This window comes from Afipia dichlorophenoxyacetatis, assembly GCF_055386385.1.
Genome location: NZ_AP029250.1, coordinates 4,247,685 through 4,267,620 on the forward strand (window position 1 = coordinate 4,247,685; position 19,936 = coordinate 4,267,620).

At 59.1% G+C, this 19,936-nt stretch carries 18 protein-coding genes; 12 read left to right on the forward strand and 6 right to left on the reverse strand.

The annotated features are described in order from the left end of the window. Nucleotides 1-5: 5 nt before the first annotated feature. The 3 genes from ACZ5C3_RS19830 to ACZ5C3_RS19840 all read right to left on the reverse strand — a co-directional run bounded on the left by ACZ5C3_RS19830 (nucleotide 6) and on the right by ACZ5C3_RS19840 (nucleotide 4,783). Nucleotides 6-2,525, reverse strand: a complete 2,520-nt coding sequence (locus tag ACZ5C3_RS19830) for a branched-chain amino acid ABC transporter ATP-binding protein/permease (protein WP_464032342.1) — start codon at nucleotides 2,523-2,525, stop codon at nucleotides 6-8. A gap of 8 nt (nucleotides 2,526-2,533) precedes the next feature. Beyond that, entirely contained in the window at nucleotides 2,534-3,412 is an 879-nt protein-coding gene (locus ACZ5C3_RS19835) for a branched-chain amino acid ABC transporter permease (protein ID WP_464032343.1), read from the reverse strand. 114 nt (nucleotides 3,413-3,526) lie between these two features. Next, nucleotides 3,527-4,783 carry an ABC transporter substrate-binding protein gene (locus ACZ5C3_RS19840; RefSeq protein WP_464032345.1) on the reverse strand — a complete coding sequence of 419 codons (1,257 nt, stop codon included), beginning with the start codon at nucleotides 4,781-4,783 and terminating at the stop codon, nucleotides 3,527-3,529. Nucleotides 4,784-4,962: 179 nt separating this feature from the next. On the opposite strand from ACZ5C3_RS19840, the gene ACZ5C3_RS19845 reads away from it, so the two are divergent. Together ACZ5C3_RS19845 and ACZ5C3_RS19850 are read left to right on the forward strand one after the other, a co-directional pair. After that, on the forward strand, nucleotides 4,963-5,661 hold the full coding sequence (locus ACZ5C3_RS19845) for a GntR family transcriptional regulator (RefSeq protein WP_464032347.1): 699 nt from the start codon (nucleotides 4,963-4,965) through the stop codon (nucleotides 5,659-5,661). A 26-nt stretch (nucleotides 5,662-5,687) separates the two neighbouring features. Continuing rightward, nucleotides 5,688-6,464 carry an SDR family oxidoreductase gene (locus ACZ5C3_RS19850; RefSeq protein ID WP_464032349.1) on the forward strand — a complete coding sequence of 259 codons (777 nt, stop codon included), beginning with the start codon at nucleotides 5,688-5,690 and terminating at the stop codon, nucleotides 6,462-6,464. Between the two features lie 60 nt (nucleotides 6,465-6,524). Here ACZ5C3_RS19850 and ACZ5C3_RS19855 read toward each other — a convergent pair whose 3' ends face one another. Further along, on the reverse strand, nucleotides 6,525-7,121 hold the full coding sequence (locus tag ACZ5C3_RS19855; protein ID WP_464032351.1) for a TetR/AcrR family transcriptional regulator: 597 nt from the start codon (nucleotides 7,119-7,121) through the stop codon (nucleotides 6,525-6,527). Between the two features lie 220 nt (nucleotides 7,122-7,341). Between ACZ5C3_RS19855 and ACZ5C3_RS19860 the strand changes: the two genes are divergently transcribed. Together ACZ5C3_RS19860 and ACZ5C3_RS19865 are read left to right on the forward strand one after the other, a co-directional pair. After that, nucleotides 7,342-8,520, forward strand: coding sequence for an efflux RND transporter periplasmic adaptor subunit (locus tag ACZ5C3_RS19860; protein WP_464032353.1), 1,179 nt, complete (start codon nucleotides 7,342-7,344; stop codon nucleotides 8,518-8,520). An 82-nt stretch (nucleotides 8,521-8,602) separates the two neighbouring features. Continuing rightward, nucleotides 8,603-11,803: an efflux RND transporter permease subunit gene (locus tag ACZ5C3_RS19865; RefSeq protein ID WP_464032354.1), complete on the forward strand. Its 3,201-nt coding sequence runs from the start codon at nucleotides 8,603-8,605 to the stop codon at nucleotides 11,801-11,803. Between the two features lie 135 nt (nucleotides 11,804-11,938). Here the strand turns inward: ACZ5C3_RS19865 and ACZ5C3_RS19870 are convergent, their stop codons facing one another. Continuing rightward, on the reverse strand, nucleotides 11,939-13,069 hold the full coding sequence (locus tag ACZ5C3_RS19870) for an iron-containing alcohol dehydrogenase (RefSeq protein ID WP_464038383.1): 1,131 nt from the start codon (nucleotides 13,067-13,069) through the stop codon (nucleotides 11,939-11,941). A 183-nt stretch (nucleotides 13,070-13,252) separates the two neighbouring features. Here ACZ5C3_RS19870 and ACZ5C3_RS19875 point away from each other — a divergent pair, with 183 nt between their 5' ends. The 8 genes from ACZ5C3_RS19875 (at nucleotide 13,253) to ACZ5C3_RS19910 (ending at nucleotide 19,214) form a co-directional block, all read left to right on the forward strand. Beyond that, on the forward strand, nucleotides 13,253-14,062 hold the full coding sequence (locus ACZ5C3_RS19875; protein WP_464032356.1) for a FadR/GntR family transcriptional regulator: 810 nt from the start codon (nucleotides 13,253-13,255) through the stop codon (nucleotides 14,060-14,062). Further along, nucleotides 14,052-14,549 (forward strand): 2,4'-dihydroxyacetophenone dioxygenase family protein, encoded by a 498-nt coding sequence (locus ACZ5C3_RS19880; RefSeq protein ID WP_464032357.1) that lies wholly within the window; start codon nucleotides 14,052-14,054, stop codon nucleotides 14,547-14,549. Before ACZ5C3_RS19875 ends, ACZ5C3_RS19880 begins: the two co-directional genes overlap by 11 nt. Then, nucleotides 14,549-15,319 (forward strand): SDR family NAD(P)-dependent oxidoreductase, encoded by a 771-nt coding sequence (locus tag ACZ5C3_RS19885; protein WP_464032359.1) that lies wholly within the window; start codon nucleotides 14,549-14,551, stop codon nucleotides 15,317-15,319. Before ACZ5C3_RS19880 ends, ACZ5C3_RS19885 begins: the two co-directional genes overlap by 1 nt. 137 nt (nucleotides 15,320-15,456) lie before the next feature. Next, nucleotides 15,457-16,269, forward strand: coding sequence for an ABC transporter permease (locus ACZ5C3_RS19890; protein WP_464044235.1), 813 nt, complete (start codon nucleotides 15,457-15,459; stop codon nucleotides 16,267-16,269). Further along, on the forward strand, nucleotides 16,266-17,072 hold the full coding sequence (locus tag ACZ5C3_RS19895) for an ABC transporter permease (RefSeq protein WP_464032362.1): 807 nt from the start codon (nucleotides 16,266-16,268) through the stop codon (nucleotides 17,070-17,072). The genes ACZ5C3_RS19890 and ACZ5C3_RS19895 overlap by 4 nt, the downstream gene beginning before the upstream one ends. Next, a complete protein-coding gene (locus ACZ5C3_RS19900; protein ID WP_464032364.1) occupies nucleotides 17,069-17,827 on the forward strand; it encodes an ABC transporter ATP-binding protein in 759 nt (252 codons plus the stop codon). The genes ACZ5C3_RS19895 and ACZ5C3_RS19900 overlap by 4 nt, the downstream gene beginning before the upstream one ends. After that, nucleotides 17,824-18,156 (forward strand): hypothetical protein, encoded by a 333-nt coding sequence (locus ACZ5C3_RS19905; RefSeq protein WP_464032365.1) that lies wholly within the window; start codon nucleotides 17,824-17,826, stop codon nucleotides 18,154-18,156. The genes ACZ5C3_RS19900 and ACZ5C3_RS19905 overlap by 4 nt, the downstream gene beginning before the upstream one ends. A 2-nt stretch (nucleotides 18,157-18,158) precedes the next feature. Beyond that, complete coding sequence (locus tag ACZ5C3_RS19910; RefSeq protein WP_464032367.1) at nucleotides 18,159-19,214, forward strand: ABC transporter substrate-binding protein; 1,056 nt, start codon at nucleotides 18,159-18,161, stop codon at nucleotides 19,212-19,214. 92 nt (nucleotides 19,215-19,306) lie between these two features. On the opposite strand, the gene ACZ5C3_RS19915 is transcribed toward ACZ5C3_RS19910, so the two are convergent. Continuing rightward, nucleotides 19,307-19,693, reverse strand: coding sequence for a c-type cytochrome (locus tag ACZ5C3_RS19915; protein WP_464032369.1), 387 nt, complete (start codon nucleotides 19,691-19,693; stop codon nucleotides 19,307-19,309). Nucleotides 19,694-19,936: the final 243 nt, after the last annotated feature.

Consider the following 19,936-nt stretch of genomic DNA (forward strand, 5'->3'; position numbering starts at 1 on the left):
TGTTCTTACAACCACAGCACTTTGCGTCGCAAATCGAGATCGTCTCTCAAGGCCTTTGACGGACCTTCATGAATGATCCGACCCCGCTCAAGCGCCACTGTGGTATCCGACAATGCCAGCGCCAAGTCGAGATGATGATCGACGATGATGATCGCAACTTCGTTACGCAAGCGGTCGAAGGTCTCGAACAATTGTTCAACCACCGCAGGCGCTAATCCCTCGAACGGTTCGTCGAGCAGCAGCACACGGACGTCGCCCGAAAGAGCGCGCGCGACGGCGACCATCTGCTGCTCGCCGCCCGAGAGATAATCCGCTGGACTATCGAGGCGCTCTTTAATGCGTGGGAAGTACTCGTAGATGCGCTCCCGCGTCCAATGCACGCCATTTCCGGTCTGCCGCTTCAAGCCGCCAAGTTCGAGATTCTGTTCAACGGTCATGCCGGCGAACAGACCACGCCCCTGCGGCACGTAACCGATCCCGAGGCGCGCGCATTCAGCCGAAGAGCGTCCGACGAGTTCGGAGCCCGCAAGCTTGATCGAACCATGCGACGCGGGCGCGATGCCGACCAGCGTCTTCAGCAACGTTGATTTTCCGGCGCCGTTACGGCCCAGCAGCGCGATGATCTCGTTCTTATGCAGCGTGAAGCTCACGTTGTTGAGAATGTGGCTCTTGCCGTAAAACGTATTGATGCCTTCAACGGTCAGCAGCGCCTCGGCCTTTGCGGACGTCTCTCGCGGACGTGCTGCAACTGCTGCTGCGCCGGAACCGATGTAGATCTCCTGGACCTTCTTGCTGCTGCGCGCATCCTCAACCGTTCCGTCGAGCAGAACGCGCCCCTCGTTCATGACGGTGACGTGATCAGCCAACGCGAACACGCGATCGATATCGTGCTCCACCAGCAGCACCGGCAGGTCAGCAGAAATACGCTTGATGATGGCGCCGATGCGTTCACGCTCCGCTGCTGCAAGTCCCGCAAGCGGCTCATCCAACAGTAGAACGCGTGGCGCAGTAGCAAGAGCCACGCCCATGTCGAGCAGCCGTTGCCCGCCGTAGGACAATGCTCCGGCCTGCGCCTTCTCGATCCCCGCAAGGCCGAGATAGCGAATGACCTCGTCAGTCTCGCGGTTGATCTCTTCGATCGATAGCGCGTTTGTGAACGGATCGAATCTGTGCGGATTGCGCGCCTGGACGGCGAGGCGAATGTTCTCCTCGACGGTCAGCTCAGGAAACAGATTGGTGATCTGAAAAGACCGGCCGATGCCTGCGGTCGCAATCTCTTCCGGTGTATGTCCCGCGATCGGCTTGCCCATCAATGAGGCTTCGCCCTCATCCGGTGGAAACATGCCAGACAGCAAGTTGAAGGCTGTTGTCTTTCCCGCCCCATTCGGACCAATCAAGGCGTGCAGAGTCCGATCTACAATCGAAATATTGACACCCTGCACCGCCTTGATACCGCCGAAGCTTTTCACCATGTCGCGCGCGGCAAGCACCGGACCATTGGCTATAGTTTTTGGCCGTAAAAATTCCGGCAGAGGCAAGGCTTCAACCTTGCGCGCGGACATTGCGGCCTCTTCTGTGACTTTCTTGCGGAATGGCGCCAGCAACTTCTCTCCGACACCGACGAGGCCCGTGGGTGAGAAGACAATGAATCCAACGAATACGAGGCCGAGCCAGAGCAACCAATTCTCGGTGTAGATGCTGAGGAATTCACGGAACAGAATATAGAACAGCGCGCCAAGCGCTGGACCAAGGAAACTGCGCATGCCGCCGATCACGACCATCGCCAGCAATTCACCTGAGAACGCCACCGACACCGGGTCTGCCGAGGTCATCCGATTCTTGTAGAGCAGCAGAATGCCCGCGAGTCCGGTGAGCGCTGCCGACAGCGTGAAAGCGACGAGTTTGTAGCGGTTGGTCGGATAGCCGAGGAAGCGCGCGCGCTGCTCGTTCTCACGAATCGCGACAAGGACGCTGCCGATAGTTGAATTGTGAAAGCGCCATAGCAGGAACAATACTGCGAACGCGATCAACGCGACGAACCAGTAATAGGTCGTTTGCGAGTCGAGATCGAAACCAAGGATTGACGGTCGCGTAATGCCGCCCAGCCCATTCTCGCCACCGGTCACATCCGTCCAGCGGAAAGACACCGTGTAAAGCATTGCGGCCAGCGCAAGCGTCAGCAGCGAGAAGTACACACCTCGCCTGCGGAGGATCAGATAACCGAGGGGAATGGCAACAGCGCTGGTGACCAGAACGCCGAGAATGGCCGGACCGAAAAACGATCCCGGCATCAGTTTGAGCTGGATCAGCGCCGCGGCATAGGCTGCGAACCCGAACCATGCGCCGTGGCCGAACGACACCAGCCCGGTGTGGCCAACGAGAATATTGAGCGCCATGCAGGCGATGCCGAACACCACGACTTCCGTCGCGGACGTCATCGTCAAGCCGAGCGCCAGCAAGATCGGCGGCAGGATCAGAAGACCAACTGCAGCAACCGCCAATTGAACAGGAAAACGCGTGAACATTGCGAGCCTCACTCGAAGCGGGTGATACGCTCGCCGAACAGACCACGCGGCCTGAACAGAAGCACCAGAAGCATGAGAAGGTAGATCGCGGCGGTCGAGGCAGCGGAATAGCCGATGCCGACCATCACGCCCTTGACGACGCCGACGAGGATCGCCGCCGCCACCACCCCCCAGAACGATCCGAGGCCACCGATCACCACCACCACGAAGGCCGGCGTGATGATCTCATTGCCCATCGCAGGATGGATTGCGTAAATCGGCGCGAGCAACACGCCCGCCAGTCCCGCGAGACCGATACCAAGCGCAGCAATACCTGCCATGTATGGCTGGAGCGAAATACCCAGCGCGCCCACCATGTCAGGATTTTGCACGCCTGCGCGAACGACACGACCGAACGGCGTCAGCCGCAACAACACCCACAACCCTGCGATACAGCCCGCCGCAATGCCGAGCAGCACGACGCGGTAGAACGAGTAGATGAAACTCCCAATGAACACTTGTCCGCGCAAGGCCTGCGGGATCGAATATGACAACGGCGGCGCGCCAAAGATCATGCGCAACGCCTGTTCGGCGACCATTGCCAGGCCGAATGTCAACAGCAGCGACAGGATCGGATCAGCCCGATAGAAGCGCTGGAACAGCAAGCGCTCGATGACAATACCAAGCAGTGCGACCACCACGGGCGACAACACCAGCGCACCGCTGAATCCGAGATACGGCGAAATGACCAGCGTGAGGTATGCGCCGATTGCGAAGAAGGCGCCGTGGGCAAGATTGACGATGCCGCCGAGCGAGAAGATCAGCGACAATCCCAGCGCGATCAGCAGATAGTAGACACCGTCAAGCAGTCCGTTGAGGACCTGCTGTGCAAGTAGCATAGCGGACATGGCAATCGCCCCGCGACCAATGGACTTCGCGCCGAGCGCGTGTCGGGAAAATCAATGAACTCGTGAATTAAGGCCGTGGTCTTCAGGAATACTGCTGAAGACCACGGCAATTGCTCACGTCGGGAAGACGCAGGTGTTTTCTTCCTTGGTGGCTGCGATCACTTCGAGGTCCTCATTCGGACCAGGCACCGGTCCACTCGAGGTGAAGATGTCCCACTGGTTCTTGATCTTCTCTGGCGGCAGCGCAGTGATGGCGTACATCTCGTGCATCAGCTGATGGTCTCCCGCGCGGAAATAGCCCTGGCGGGTCTTGAGCACGTCGAACTTCGCGCCCTTCTCGAAGTGTTCAACCACCTTGGTCGAGTCGGACGACTTCAATTCGTTGAACGACTGCGCCACGATCTTGGTCGCAGTGTAGTCACCCCAAGCCTGGTTCTCCGGCGGCTTGGAATACTTCTTGGTGAAGGCCCCAACGAAGGCCTTGGTGCCTGCGGTATCGATCATGTGGTGCCAGACCGACGGCCAGGTGCCGACGAAGTTGCCCTTGCCTGCGGCCCAAGCGAGCGCGGTATCGAAGCCAAAGCCGCCCACAGGGAAGGTCAGACCGAATTCGGCGTACTGCTTCAAGAAGTTGGTGATCTGGTTGCCGGAGAGATTGATGGCAACGAGATCCGGCTTCGCATCGCGGATTTTGAGGAGATAAGCCGAGAAGTCGGTGGCATCCGTCGGCACCAGATCGTCGCCAGCGAACTGACCACCATTTGCTTCCATGAAACGCTTGGCGACACGCAGCAAGTCGTGACCGAACGCATAGTCCGCCGTGAGTGAGTACCACTTCTTGCCCTTGACCAATCCGTCTTGCATGAACGAGCGACCAACGGACTTCACATACATCGAGTTCTGTGATTCGACGTGGAACATGTAACGCTTGCAATCCGAACCACGCAGCGCGTCAGAGTTCGCGCCGGTATTGATGAACAGCGTCTTGTTGCGCTGAGCGACCTGCGCGATGGTCAGCGCCGAAGCCGACGAAATCTCACCGATGATGCATGTCACCTTGTCGCGCTCGATCATGCGCTCGGCCTTGGTCGACGCTGTCTGCGGATTAACCGAGTCTTCCTTCAGCAGCTCAACCTTCCGGCCCATGATGCCGCCCGACGCGTTGATTTCTTCGACCGCAAGATCCGCTGCCATCACACCGTATTCACCCAATGGGCCGAGGAATCCGGTCCGCGGCGTCAAATGCCCGATACGGATCACGTCCGATGACTGCGCCCGCAAAATCGATGGAGCTGACACGCTCGACATCACCGCCAGTCCACCAGCGGTCTTCAGCAAAGCACGTCGCGTGAATTGATTCTTGAAAGACATTGCCTTCTCCCTGTGACGGCCGCATCGCGCGGCGCTTTTTCTTTCCGGTCGAGCGTCGCGCTTCTTTTTGGCGCTTATACCGCTTGCCGTGATCTGTGATCACACTTAAGCTCGCAAACCGTGACGACCTTGTCTAGTCCTTTGTTTCAGTTTTGGTCGTCGGTCAGGATTTGCCGGTGATGAACCGTCCCGCTGCACTCAATCTCGTCGAGCCGCTTGATCGGCAAACGCTGGGTGAGCGCGCTTATGCACAACTATCAGACCTTTTGTTTTCGGGACGCATGGCGCCGGGCGATAAGCTTTCGCTGCGCCAGGCTGCGGATGTCCTTGGTGTGTCCATCATGCCCGTGCGCGAAGCAGTATCGCGCCTCGTCGCCGACAAAGCACTCGAGGTAACCCCCAACCGAGCCATTCGTGTGCCGTTGATGAGCGCGGCACAATTTCGCGACCTGACGCAGGCGCGCATCGAAATCGAAGGGCACGTGGCTGCGATCGCCGCACGCACACGCAGCGATGAAGACCTCAAGTCGATCGCAAAAGCGGAGGCGGCTATGCGCGCCGAGAGCCTCGCCAGTAATCCAAACCTTCCGCAAGCGGTCGAATTCAACAAGACATTTCACTTCGCGGTCTATGAAGCCGCCCACTCCCCGACTTTCGTAGAGATCATTCGCGCGCTGTGGCTCAAAGTGGGCCCCGTCATCAATCTCGACCTGCGTGCAAATCCAGAACGCTTAGCAAAAGGCGACGCAATCCGCTTTCACGCCCAAGTCCTCACCGCCATCAAAGATGGTGACGAGGCTGCAGCAAAAGCCGGCATCAGCGCGGACATCAGCTCCGCTGCGAACGTTATTCTGTCTCGCGGCGGCCTCGCCGAATAACTCTCAAAAGCAAAACTGGAGCCCTTATGGATCTCGACATCAAAGGATTGCGCGTGCTGGTGACCGCAGGCGCCAACGGCATCGGATTGGCCATCGCCCGTGCGTTTGTCGCCGAAGGCGCAAAGGTTCACATCTGCGATGTGGACACTGCCGCTCTCTCCGCGCTTAAGACGAGCGATCCAACATTGACGCAAACCGTTTGCGATGTGTCCGATCGTGCATCCGTCAAAAACCTGTTTGCGGAAGCCACTACTGTGCTCGGCGGTCTCGATGTGCTTGTCAATAATGCCGGCATTGCGGGACCGACCTCGAAGGTCGAGGAAATGAATCCCGAAGACTGGGATCGTTGCCTCGATATTTGCCTGACCGGACAGTTCAACTGCACGCGCCTCGCTGTGCCGCTGCTGCGCCAGAGCAAGAACGCGTCCATCGTCAACATCTCATCTGCTGCAGGACGGCTCGGCTTTGCGATGCGCTCCCCCTATGCGGCAGCCAAGTGGGGCGTCATTGGCTTTACCAAATCATTGTCGATCGAACTTGGCCCCGACAACATTCGTGTCAACGCGATCCTCCCCGGCCTGGTCGCAGGCGATAGACAGCGTCGTGTGCTGGAAGCAAAGGCTCAGCAACGCGGCATCTCGTATAGCGAAATGGAAAAGATCGCGTTTTCTTACACATCGGTCAAAGATTACGTCACGCCGCAGCAGCTCGCCGACCAGATCGTCTTTATGGCGAGCCCCCGCGGCCGCACAATTTCAGGTCAAGCCATCTCGATCTGCGGCGATACGCAGATGCTCGGATAACACTTGCATTGTGAAGTGAACACAAGCGCGTCGCAGAGATATCTGCGGCGCGCCTGACCGTTAGCTCGCGACTGGCGGCCAGGTTATCAGGACCATATCGACGAGCTTACGCAGTTCGACACGCTTGGCGCCGCTAACCGCCTGGACGGCCATTCCCTGCAGGATGGTCTGGACGTAGCGCGCCAACCCTGCGACATCCGCTGTTTCCGGCAAATCACCTTCCGCCTTCGCCTGCTCGAAGCGCTGGCGAAGATCGTCCTCGGCCTTTGCGCGACGCGACATCAGCTCTTGTTTGATGGACTCGGCCGCGTCGCTACAGGTCAGCGCCGCGTTCACCGACAGACATCCCGGCGGATACTCCGGATCGGTGACCGCATCGGCTTCGCCATAAAGAAGGTGCTCAACGACAGCACGCGCGGTCGGTTGCTGGAGCGCGATTTTCACAAAGCCACCAGGGCCATCGACGTAACGATCGAAAGCCTTGCGGAACAACTCTTCCTTGTTGCCAAACGCGGCGTAGAGCGACGGCTTGGTGATGCCCATGCTTTCCGTCAACTCGGCAATGGACGCGCCTTCATATCCCTTGCGCCAAAACACCTCGAGCGCCTGCTCCAGCGCCTGATCGAGGTCGAATTCACGCGGGCGTCCCATACCCATCTCACCGGCCTTTCAGTTTTGTACCTTTCGTTAGATATGTCTCTTGACAGGGGTTGTCCACTTTCTATCTATACCGCTCGTTACAGATTTTTGCGATGCAGCGTAGCGTTAGAGATTTGGAACTGGAGCCGAGATTGCTGGTGGAGCGGATCTCAAATACATCCAAGCCTCTGTTTTGCAAGGCTGAATCGCATTTCTGGCAGATGATTGGGGACACACCATGAAACAGTTTTCACTCAAAACCGGCCTTCTGAGCGCCGCAGCCGGTATCGCCATTCTCGCAGCCGCGGGAACGGCCTTCCTCCCAAGTTCCAACGGAGGCGCTAAGGCCGATGCCGTGGCGGCAGCACCCGCAGCGATTCCTGTTTCGGTCGCCACGGTTGAAGAGCACGACGCCACTGTCTGGGATGAATTCTCCGGCCGCCTCGAAGCTATCGAACAGGTCGAAGTTCGCTCTCGCGTGGCAGGCGCCATTCAGGAAATCCGCTTCCGTGAAGGCGCGATGGTCAAGGAAGGTGATGTTCTCGTCGTCATCGATCCAGATCTCTACGCAGCAGAGGTGGCTCGCGCGGACGCCCAGGTTGCAGCGGCACAGTCACGCCTAGTGTACGCCAAAAGTGATTTCGAGCGTGGCCAGCAACTGACTGGATCGCAAACCATTTCGCAACGCGACCAGGACAATCGCATCAATGCTTATCGCGAGGCGGAAGCCAACCTCAAAGGCGCTCAAGCCGCTCTCAAGACCGCTCAACTCAATCTCGGTTACACCGAAGTCCGCGCACCGGTGACCGGTCGCGTCGGAAAGCGCGAAATCACGGTCGGCAATCTGATTGCAGCGGGTCCAGGCTCGCCGCTTCTGACGACGATCGTTTCAACCTCGCCGATCTACGCCAGCTTCAACGCGGACGAACAGGTCGTCTTGCGTGCGCTCAACTCCTTGGGGAAAGATGATGCGGCGGCGAAAACCGGCCGCATCCCGGTCAAGATGGGAACTGCTACCAGCGAAGGCGCTCCTTTCGAAGGTCAGATGCAGTTGATCGATAATCAGGTTGATCCCCGCACCGGCACTGTCCGCGTGCGCGCCGTGTTCGACAACAGCGATGGCCATCTGATTCCGGGGCAGTTCGTCCGTCTGGCGATGGGCCAACCGAAAACCGCTCGCGTGATGACAATCAATGAGCGCGCCGTCGGCACCGACCAGAACAAGAAATTCGTGATGGTCATCTCCAAAGACAACAAGGCTGAATACCGCGAGGTGACGCTCGGTACGTCGATTGACGGGCAGCGTGCTGTCACGAGCGGCCTCAAAGTCGGCGAACGCATTGTGGTCAAGGGACTGCAACGTATTCGTCCGGGTGCAACCGTTGCACCACAAGTCATCGAGATGAGTGCCAACTAATCGAAATACGACTTCTTCTTTCCGCACCGATTCCGTCGACGCCATTGGTGCGTCGGCATTCAAGACCAAATGAGATAGTGCCATGAATATCTCGAAGTTCTTTATCGACAGGCCAATTTTCGCTGGCGTTTTGTCGACGCTGATCTTCCTCGCCGGACTGTTGTCCCTGCCTGCGCTGCCGATCTCCGAGTACCCGGAAGTCTCTCCGCCGACGGTCGTTGTTCGTGCGACATATCCGGGTGCGAACCCGAAAGTCATCGCGGAAACAGTCGCGACGCCAATCGAAGAGCAGATCAACGGCGTTGAAGACATGCTCTACATGAGCAGTCAGGCGACAACCGACGGCGTGATGACGCTGAACGTCACGTTCCGCCTGGGCACAGACCCTGACAAAGCGCAGCAGCTGGTGCAGAACCGAGTGTCACAGGCCGAGCCTCGCCTGCCGCAGGAAGTCCGCTCGCTCGGCATCACCACCATCAAGAGCGCGCCCGACCTGACCATGGTCGTGCATTTGCTCTCGCCTAACGACCGCTACGACATGACGTATCTGCGCAATTATGCAGTGTTGAACGTCAAGGACAGGCTCGCGCGCATTCAAGGCGTCGGTCAGGTGCAACTGTTCGGCTCCGGCGACTATTCGATGCGCATCTGGCTTGATCCGCAGAAAGTCGCCGAGCGGGGCTTATCCGCCAGCGACGTCGTTCGTGAAATCCAGGCGCAGAACGTGCAAGCCGCCGCCGGCGTGGTGGGCGCGTCGCCCAGCGATAGCGGTCTCGACCTCCAACTGTCGATCAACGCGCAGGGCCGTTTGAAGGACGAGGAGGAATTCGGCGACATCATCGTCAAGACCGGCGCCAACGGCGACGTTACCCGTCTGCGAGACATCGCACGCATTGAGCTCGGCGCCGCTGACTATTCGCTCCGCTCCCTGCTCAACAACAAGTCGGCAGTGGCCATTCCGATCTTCCAGTCGCCCGGATCGAACGCGATCCAGATTTCCGACAACGTCCGCAAGACAATGGCGGAACTGAAGGAGAACATGCCTGACGGCATGGACTACAGCATCGTCTATGACCCGACTCAGTTCGTTCGTGCATCGATCGAGGCGGTCATACATACTCTGCTGGAAGCGGTGGCCCTCGTCGTGCTGGTCGTCATTCTGTTCCTGCAGACATGGCGCGCTTCGATCATCCCATTGATCGCTGTTCCGGTGTCGATCATCGGCACCTTCGCCGTGATGTTCCTGTTCGGATTCTCCATCAACGCGCTGAGCCTGTTCGGACTGGTGCTCGCCATCGGCATCGTGGTCGACGACGCCATCGTCGTGGTGGAGAACGTCGAGCGCAACATCGAGCAAGGCCTGTCGCCTGTCGAGGCGAGCTATCAGGCCATGCGCGAGGTGACCGGACCGATCATCGCCATCGCGCTTGTGCTCGTCGCAGTGTTCGTACCATTGGCATTCATCACCGGCCTCACAGGACAGTTCTACAAGCAGTTCGCCCTCACCGTTGCCATCTCGACTGTGATCTCCGCATTCAACTCGCTGACGCTCTCCCCGGCACTGGCGGCGTTGCTGCTGAAATCGCACGACGCTCCAAAGGATGCCCTGACCAGGGGAATGGAAAAGAGCCTCGGCTGGTTCTTCAAACGTTTCAACCGCGTCTTTCACGTTGCCTCGGAAGGGTACAGTGGCGGGGTCAGGCGAGTCATATCTCGCAAGACAATCGTCATGGGCGTCTATGTGGCCCTGGTTGCGGTGACTTTCGGCTTGTTCAAGACAGTTCCGGGTGGCTTCGTCCCGGGACAGGACAAGCAGTATCTCGTCGGCTTCGCGCAGTTGCCGGACGGCTCAACGCTTGATCGCACCGAGGAAGTCATTCGCCGCATGGGTGACATCGCCCTCAAGCAGCCTGGTGTTGAAAGCGCGGTCGCCTTCCCCGGCCTTTCGATCAATGGCTTCACCAACTCGTCGAACGCTGGCATCGTGTTCGTTACCCTGAAGCCGTTCGAAGAGCGCAAGGACCCGAGCCTCAGCGGCAATGCCATCGCCATGGCGCTTAACGGCAAGTTCGCGACGATCCAGGAGGCGTTCATCGCGATGTTTCCGCCGCCGCCCGTTCCGGGTCTCGGCACCATCGGTGGTTTCAAGTTCCAGATCGAGGATCAGGCGGGGCTTGGCTATGCCGCGCTGAATGATGCCACCAAGGCGTTTCTTACAAAGTCCACCACCGCGCCTGAATTGGCGGGACTGTTCTCCAGCTATCAGATCAACACGCCACAGCTTTATGCCGATATCGATCGCACCAAGGCGCGCCAGTTGAGCGTTCCGGTGACAAGCGTGTTCGATACGATGCAGATCTATCTGGGTTCGTACTACGTCAATGACTTCAATAAATTCGGGCGTACCTATACCGTGCGCGTACAAGCGGATTCCAAATTCCGCGCCCGCGCCGAAGATGTCGGTCTGTTGAAAGTCCGTTCGAGCACCGGCGAAATGGTCCCTCTGTCGGTGTTGCTGAAAGTACAGGCTAGCTCCGGCCCAGAACGCGCCATGCGCTACAACGGCTTCCTGACCGCCGACGTTAACGGTGCGACTGCTCCGGGTTATTCAACCGGACAGTCGCGAGCTGCGGTCGAACGGATCGCCAAAGAGGTCTTCCCGAAAGGCATCGGTTATGAATGGACCGAATTGACCTATCAGGAGATCATTGCCGGCAATTCGTCGCTGTACGTCTTCCCGATCGCGCTGTTCCTGGTGTTCCTGGTGCTGGCAGCTCAGTACGAAAGCCTGACGTTACCGCTGGCGATCATCATGATCGTACCGATGGGCCTGCTGGCCGCGATGTTCGGCGTCTGGTTGACGCGTGGCGACAACAACGTGTTTACGCAGATCGGTCTGATCGTGCTGGTGGGATTATCGGCCAAGAACGCGATTCTGATCGTCGAATTTGCGCGAGAGCTCGAGTTCGCCGGACGAAAGCCGATCGAAGCGGCCATCGAAGCCAGCCGTCTGCGGTTACGCCCCATCCTGATGACGTCGATGGCGTTCATTATGGGCACCGTGCCACTGGTGACGTCGACGGGCGCAGGTTCCGAAATGCGTCATGCGATGGGTGTGGCGGTGTTTTCCGGTATGATCGGCGTCACCGCCTTCGGCATCTTCTTCACGCCGGTGTTCTATGTGCTGCTTCGCGCGCTGGCGGGCAACCGTCCGCTGACGCAGCACGGAGAGTCATCCGTGGGACACGCGCCTGCAGCCGCACATCACGCTCCGGCGGAGTAAAAGTCCTTAATTCGAGACCTGAAAATGGCGCTGCAACACTGGTTTCGGCGCCATTTTTCTTCTTAATGTATTACTTCAAGCGCTTCGCCAGAGCCCGGAAGGCTTCGAGCTGGTCGGCCTTCAGAGCGACCGACCCTACAGTGCCGCCCGCAGCAACGCTTCGAACTCTTCCGCAGTCGCCTTGCGCGGCGTTGTCGCATTAGAGTGATCGGCAAGCGCGCGCTTGACCGTCTCCGGAATATGCTTTTCCTCAAATCCCATCTGACCGAGCGTCAGCGGCAAACCGAGTGACTTGACGAGATCGGACACTGCCGCAGCGAGATCGGCCTTTGCATCTAGTCCGAATACCTCACGGAGCTTGTCGTACTTCTTCTTGCCAACGCTGTCGGAGTTGAACCGCAGGATGTGCGGAAGAAACACGCCGTTCAGCATGCCGTGATGAAGCGTCGGCTGCCGCAAGGCACCGGCAGCGTGGGACAGGGAGTGTACCGCGCCCAATCCCTTTTGGAAGGTCATGCCTCCCTCCAGCGCGGCCATCATCATTTCCCAGCGGGCCTCGCGATCAGACCCATTTTCCGTGGCGCGCTTGATGAAGTGCCACGCGCGATAAGCACCGTCGAGTGCAATGGCTTCCGCCGGTGGATTGACGAGCGGCGACAGATACGTCTCGATGCAGTGCGTCAGCGCGTCAATTCCGGTTGCGGCGGTTAACACTGGAGGAAGGCCGAGCGTCAATTCGGGATCGCAGATCGCGCGCTTCGGGATGAGATGCGGACTGATCAATGCGAGCTTCGAACCATTGCTGAGATTGATCAGCGCACCGCGCCCCACTTCACTGCCGGTGCCAGCCGTGGTCGGGATCGCGATCACTGGCGCAACGCTCGCCGTGATCTTGCCAACGCCATTGCGGATCGCTGCATAGGTTTCAAGCGGTTCCGCATGCGTGGCGGCCAGCGCAACCCCCTTCGCAAGATCGATCGGTGACCCACCTCCGAGTGCGATGACACCGTCGCAATTCCCACTTCGGTAGGAGGCGACGCCCTCTATCACTGCCTCTTCGGTCGGATTGGCTGGCGTCTTTGCGAAGACCGTCACGGCCACTCCGTCGAGCTGCGCGAGCACCTTCGCTGCAATGCCCGCGGCTTCCACGCCCGGATCCGTGACAAGCAAGGGCCTGCGGATGCCGAGGGCATCGACTTCATTCTTCAGGCTTTTGATCGCGCCAAAGTCGAAAAGAGTGGTTGTCAGATAACCGATGGTCGCCATGGATTTGCGCTGCCTCGCCTGTGATTTGTCGTTGCTGTCTTTATAATGTTGATCGGCCTCGCGCCACGCGAATGAATTTCGCACCGCAACAATTCCGTCAATCATCCGATGTTTAACATCGGATGATTGCATCCACAATCCTGACCGTGCTAGCGTCCCCGTACGTTGCCGTCAGAGCAACGAATGGGAGAGATCACCTTGGTCAAGGCACGTCCGAAGACAGCCGACAAGCGCGTCAAGCCGGGGCGTATTCACGCCGTGCTGACGACGCTCGGCAGCGAGATCGCGCAAGACCTGATCCCGGTCGGTGCTGCGCTGCCCCCGGAACATGATCTCGAAGTGCGGTTCGGCGTCGGGCGTGGCGTGATCCGTGAAGCCATTAAAACGCTCGCTGCCAAGGGTTTGGTCAGCGTCCGCCCGCGCCATGGCACGCATGTCCGCCCGCGCCGCGACTGGAGCCTGCTCGACCGCGACGTTCTGACTTGGTTGGTCGGCAAAGACGAACCGGATCGTGAACTTCTGCTTGCCATTCAGGAAGTTCGGTCGATCATCGAACCCGCCGCAGCCGCAATGGCAGCCAAGCGCGCGACCAAGACCGACCGGCAGCGCATCAACGCCGCGCTTACCGCGATGGAAACCTCGCACGATCAGGCCAGCGCTATCGACGCTGATAAAGCCTTTCACCTGGCGATTCTCGACGCCACGCACAACCCTGTACTGCAGGGGTTCCGGAGCGCGATCGACACCATTCTGAGCACGGTTTTCCTCGTGGCCATCGGCAGCACCGGCTGGTTCGAAGACAACTTGCCGAACCACGCCATTGCCGCGCGTGCCATCGACGAAGGCGACGCCGACAAGGCTCGCGCCGCGATGGAACAGGTGCTTGGCTACACCGAATTCAAACTGTCAAAGCGAAGGACTGCGGCTGCGAGATCCGCCGCTGCAAAGCCGGCCACAAACGGCAAGGCCAAAAGGAAGCGCAATGTATCGTGATATGAAGGGGTCGACCCACGTTCTCGCATCGCCGGAGATTGCCGTCGTTGCAATCCCGGAGGACGAGCGCGTATGGGTCCCCCAGGCCCCTGACGTGTGGTTCAGGCCGCTGATGCTCAACACCCGGCAGGGCCAGTGGTGCAACTTGCTACGCGTGCGGCGGGCCGGTGTCCTGTCGCGACATCTGCATCCCAACCCCGTTCACGGCTTTGTCCTGAAAGGAAAGTGGTTCTATCGCGAACACGACTGGGTCGCCTCCGAAGGTTCCTATGTGTTCGAACCGCCGGGTGAAATTCACACGCTGGTGGTGCCGGAAGACACCTCAGAGATGATCACGTTCTTCAATATTCAGGGATCGATGGTCTATCTCGATGAGCAGAATAGGCACACCGGCTACGAAGACGTCTTCACCAAGCTCGACATGTGTCGCGCGCACTACACATCGGTTGGCCTCGGCGCCGATTACGTCGATCAGTTCGTGCGCTGATGAGTGATGGTCCCACCAATGACGCGACATCTGGCGCCTGGGCATCGATGTGGTATGCGGGCAAGCGCGTGCTTGTGACCGGAGGTACATCGGGCATCGGCGCAGGCATTGCACGCGGCTTCATCGAGGCCGGCGCCAACGTGACCGTCGCGGGCGTTAGCGATGCTGAGATTGCCGCTCTTGCCTCAGATCCGGTCCTGAAGAAAGCGAACGCCCAGCTTCTCGATGTGCGGGACAGCGCTGCGATCAAATCATTGATTGGCTCGTTCGATAGCCTCGATGTGGTCGTGAATTGTGCCGGCGTAATCCGGCGTGGCGACGAACTTGACCCCAGCGTCTTCGAGTCCGTCGTCGACATCAATCTCAATGGAACGATGCGGGTTTGCGCGACGGCCCGCCCGCTGCTCGCGCAATCGAAAGGCGCCATCGTCAATCTTGCTTCGATGCTGTCGTTCTTCGGTGGCGGTCTGGTTCCAGGATATGCCGCCAGCAAGGGCGGCATCGCGCAACTAACAAAGTCACTTGCCATCGCCTATGCGAGCGATGGAATCCGCGTCAACGCCATTGCGCCGGGCTGGATCGCCACCCCCCTCACCTCAGCACTGCAAGGCAATCAGGAGCGTAGCGAGGCCATTCTGGGCCGGACGCCGCTCGGCCGCTGGGGACAGCCCTCTGATCTGCTCGGTGGCGTTCTCTATCTCTGCTCACCTGTCGCGTCTTTCGTGACAGGCGCGGTGCTCGTCATCGACGGAGGTTACGCCGTTGTGTGAGGCAATCGCGAGACGTGTGGCGACGTGCCACGCTTCCAAGCGACGATGTCGCCGCTGATAACTTAAGTCAGCCAACAAGAAGAAACGACAAAAAGTCTCGATCAGAAGCCTGATCACAAGGAGGTTGCGTGCTGGTCATGTCCAGTCAAAAAGTCCAACCGCGATGGGTCACGCGAGGGATTAGCTCTCTCGCAGGGGCAGCCGTGTTCGTGGCACCGCTGCTTGCGCTTGTCGCCATCTGGGCTGTCGTCGTACCGCTTTTCAATGTCAATCCGCGGATATTCCCATCGGTCGGCTCCGTCGGGACCGCCGCCATTGAATCGATCAAGGACGGCACTCTCCTCAACCATATCGGTGCCAGCCTGCTGCGCGTCGGTCTCGGCACGTTGATCGGCATTGTCACGGCCGTTCCGCTCGGCATCGCCATGGGCGTCAGCCCCGGCGTCTCCGCATTCCTGACACCGCTCTTCCGCTTCTTCTCGGTGCTCGCCGGTATCGCGTGGATTCCGATTGCAACGCTGTGGTTCGGATACGGCTTCGGCGCCATCATTTTCGTCATTTTCAACGCGGTGTTCTTCGTCGTCGCCTACAATACCCTGCTCGGCGTTTCGACGATCCCTCATGCCTTGCGCAACGCTGCCGCTTCACTCGGCGCCGGCCGCTGGGCGGTGCTGACACAGGTTCTTCTGCCCGGCGCATTGCCGAACATCGTCACAGGTATCCGTACCGGTCTCGGCTTTGCCTGGCGCGGACTGATTGCAGCCGAAATGATCGCGACCAATGTCGGCCTTGGCTACATGCTGTTCGTGGCCCGCGATTTCTACCGCACCGAAGTCATCGTCCTCGGCATGATCGTCATCGGCGTGCTGTGGCTCCTGATCGACCGGCTGCTGCTTGTTCCACTTGAGCGCGCGACCATCGAGCGCTGGGGCTTGGTGAGGCGCGCATGAATTTCGCTCTGAAAACTTGGGGGGCCTACACCCGCATGACGGTCCGATGGCCGGCGCATGCCGCCATCATCCCGTTCATACCCGTCGTGGCGCTGTGGACTGCAGTCGCCGAATCCGGTGTGTTTCCACGCGCGTTTTTTCCCGGCCCGGCAGAAGTCATGCGGTCGTTCATCACGCTGACCTACAAGGGCATTCTGCCGGATTATCTACAAGATAGCCTTGTCCGCCTGTTCGCGGGCGCGGCCGTCGGTATGGCGCTCGGCATTCCGCTTGGAATTCTGATCGGCACCAACAAGACTGCCCATCGCATTTTCTGGCCCATCCTCCTGTTCTTCCAGGCCATCGGCGACATTGCATGGCTTCCGATCCTGCTGATCTGGTTTGGCTTCGGCCTCACCACCATGACGTTCGTCATCGTCTACACCGTGCTGTTTCCAGTGGTGCTCAACACGGTGCTTGGCGTGGAATCAGTGCCTCGGGATCTTGCTCGCGCGGCGCGTAGCCTTGGCGCTTCACGCGCACGCGTCCTCTTTGAAGTGACATTGCCGGGTGCGCTGCCTAATATCATTACCGGACTCCGCAATGGCCTCGGCTACGGCTGGCGCGCACTGATCGCCGTGGAGATGATCGTTGGTACCAGCGGCATCGGCTTCATGATGTTCGATGCGCGCCGCGCTGGTTCAACCGTCGAAATCCTGCTCGGCATGATCATTCTTGGACTGCTTTGGTACATCGTAGACGCCTGGATCCTCGCGCCGATCGAACGCGCGACCGGCCAGCGTTGGGGACTGGTGACATCATGAAAACGCTCTCGATCCGTAATCTGCAGAAGACCTATTTCGATCCTTACGCCGGATCGCACGTCACCGCTGTTCACGACATCTCGCTCGAGGTCGAACAAGGAGAATTCATTTCCGTGGTCGGACCGTCCGGTTGCGGCAAGACAACGGTGCTCAATATGATCGCCGGCTTCATCCCCTACTCAGGAGGTGAAATTCTGCTCGACGGCAAGGCGGTCAATGGTCCCGGACCTGAGCGTGGCGTCGTGTTTCAATCGTTCGCGCTGTTTCCGTGGAAGACCGTGCTCGACAATGTCGGCTTTGGTCCAAAGATGCGTGGCGTCCCGAAGGCCGAGCGCGACAAGATCGCTCATGAATATCTGGCGCTGGCCGGTCTTTCCCATGCGGCCAATCGCTATCCCAACGAATTGTCGGGCGGTATGCAGCAGCGCGTCGGCGTGGTGCGCGCTCTCGCCAACAATCCAGCCGTCCTGCTGATGGACGAACCCTTCGCAAGCGTCGATGCGCAGACCCGCATGACGCTTCAGGAGGAGCTCACCCGCATCTGGCAGGAGCGCAAGCCGACCGTCATCTTCATCACCCACGACGTGCCGGAAGCTGTGTTTCTCGCCAACCGCGTGGTCGTTCTGTCGAAGGGCCGCGTGCTGGATCAAATCAAGGTCGATCTGCCACGCCCGCGCGTCTGGGACGATCTGATTGAGGACGATACCTTCAAGCGTTTGTCCGCGCAGGTGCTGCAAATGGTGCGCGCCGCATGAGTCTGTTGTCAGCAATCCTGCGCTCGAACAAAGGCCGTTTTGTTCTCGGCGTCATCGCCGCGTGGGCCGGATTCCAAATCTGGCTGACGCTTGCAGCCCCAGGAAAAATTTCGCCGGAGCTAGCAGGGACTTCGGAAAAGGTGAACGTGCAGATCGAGCTCCCCTTCACCCCGGAGCGCTTTCACGTCCTTGCATTCCAGAAATTTGGACGGGTTTCCGGCGCGGATGATCATTCGATCGAACTTCGTGGCGTCAAACGGGTGGATCTCACATCAGTGGCGCGGCCGTATTGGGTGACGAGCGTAGGACCAATTAAAACGGGAGGATGATAATGAAACGAATTTTATTGCTGGGCGCAGCCCTGGTGCTGGTCTGTATGCCGGCTCAGGCGCAGAACCTGATCAAGCTTAAGGCCGGCATGGTCAGCAGCATCGACCAGATCGGATTGCCGATCGCACTGGAGCGTGGCTTCTTCGAGAAGTACGGCCTCGATGTCGACATCGCCCGCCCCTACGCTACTGGCGTGGACTCGCTCAACGCTCTTCAGGCTGGCGAGAGCGACATCGTTCAGGTCGGCGTGCCCATGATCGGCGCTGTGCTGCGCGGCATGGATCTCGTTGCGCTCGGCAACTACAGCGGAAACGCTACCAAGGCGGGCTCGGACGCGACGATGGCAATCATCGCCCGCGAAGGTTCGGGGATCGTCAAAGGCGACACCAAGAGCCTCAAGGGCAAGAAGATCGCCGCCTCCTTCGGCACGATCAATCACCTTTACATTCTGGCCACCCTCGAGAAGGCCGGGCTGAAGCCGGAAGATGTCACGCTGGTAAATACTCCGCCGCCGGACATGACGGTTGCGCTGCTCGCCAAAGGCATCGATGCCTTCGCGGGCTGGGATCCATGGCCGATCGTGGCCCAGAAGGATGTGCCGGGCGCCTTTGAAGTGGTGCGTGGGGGTGACGTGATCTCCTATCTGGGATTCAACGTCGCGTTGCGCTCATGGGTTGAGAAGAATCCCGACACCGCTGTCAAGTTTATGGCCGCCGTGTCAGAAGCCGACCAGTGGATGCGTAAAAATCCGAAGCAGGCCGCACAGGTTGCAACCCGTTGGATCCCCGGCCTCAAGCTGGACATCGCGGAAGCCGCGATGCAATTCAACATCCAACAGGCTGACCGTCGCCTTTCGGCCAACAACTATCGCGCACTCTGGAGTGCAGAGGATCGGCTCCAACGCCTCGGCATGCTGAAGTCAACCTTCGACGTCAACAAGCACATCGATCCGAAACCGATCCTGAAGGTGATGAAGGATCATCCGGAAGTGTTCTCCGATCTGCCGCCAATCCCGGCAGATGTGGCGATCGGTCCGGACTTCGCCTTCAAACCGTAACTCAGCAAAACAGACTACTAAAAGCAAAGGCGGGCGGAATTTTCCGCCCGCCTTTTACTTTGGATCTCGCGCTGATCGGCGGTAATGCCGGATCACTTCTTCTTGCCGTCCTTGTCAAACTGCTTGAGGAACGCGGTGAGATCCTTGATCTCCTGCTCGTTCTTGATGCCTGCGAAAGCCATTTTCGTGCCCGGGATCTTGCCCTTGGGGTCTTTGATGTATTCGGCGAAGGTCGCCTCATCCCAAGTGATACCGGACTTCTTGTTGGCCTCGGAATAGTTGTAGCCTTCCACCGAACCGGAATGGCGGCCGATCAGTCCGTTGAGTTCAGGACCAACGGCGTTCTTGGCGGTTTCCCCGATCTGGTGACAGGCGCGGCACTTGGCGAACGATTTCTCGCCGGCTGCGGCGTCCTGAGCATGAGCGACGCCGGCCATGGCGACCAGCGAAAATGCTGCGAAAAGCGAACGAATGATCATGTGCCTTGTACCTTTGAACTGAGGGGAATGCTTGGCGCCGAAGATCGCCCGAAAAGGAATCGACCCGCAGCAAACCGGTGGGTTGGTCGCGTACTTAATGCACAGCCTCGTTAATCAAATATATCGCTCCGGTGTCCGTACACCACCCCATATTTTCGGTTCGAGTGAGCGGTTGCAGCATCTGCGGCTTTTCGTCCTTCGCAATGGATTGGTGCTAGCTCCATAGACGGACCAAAAAACCCC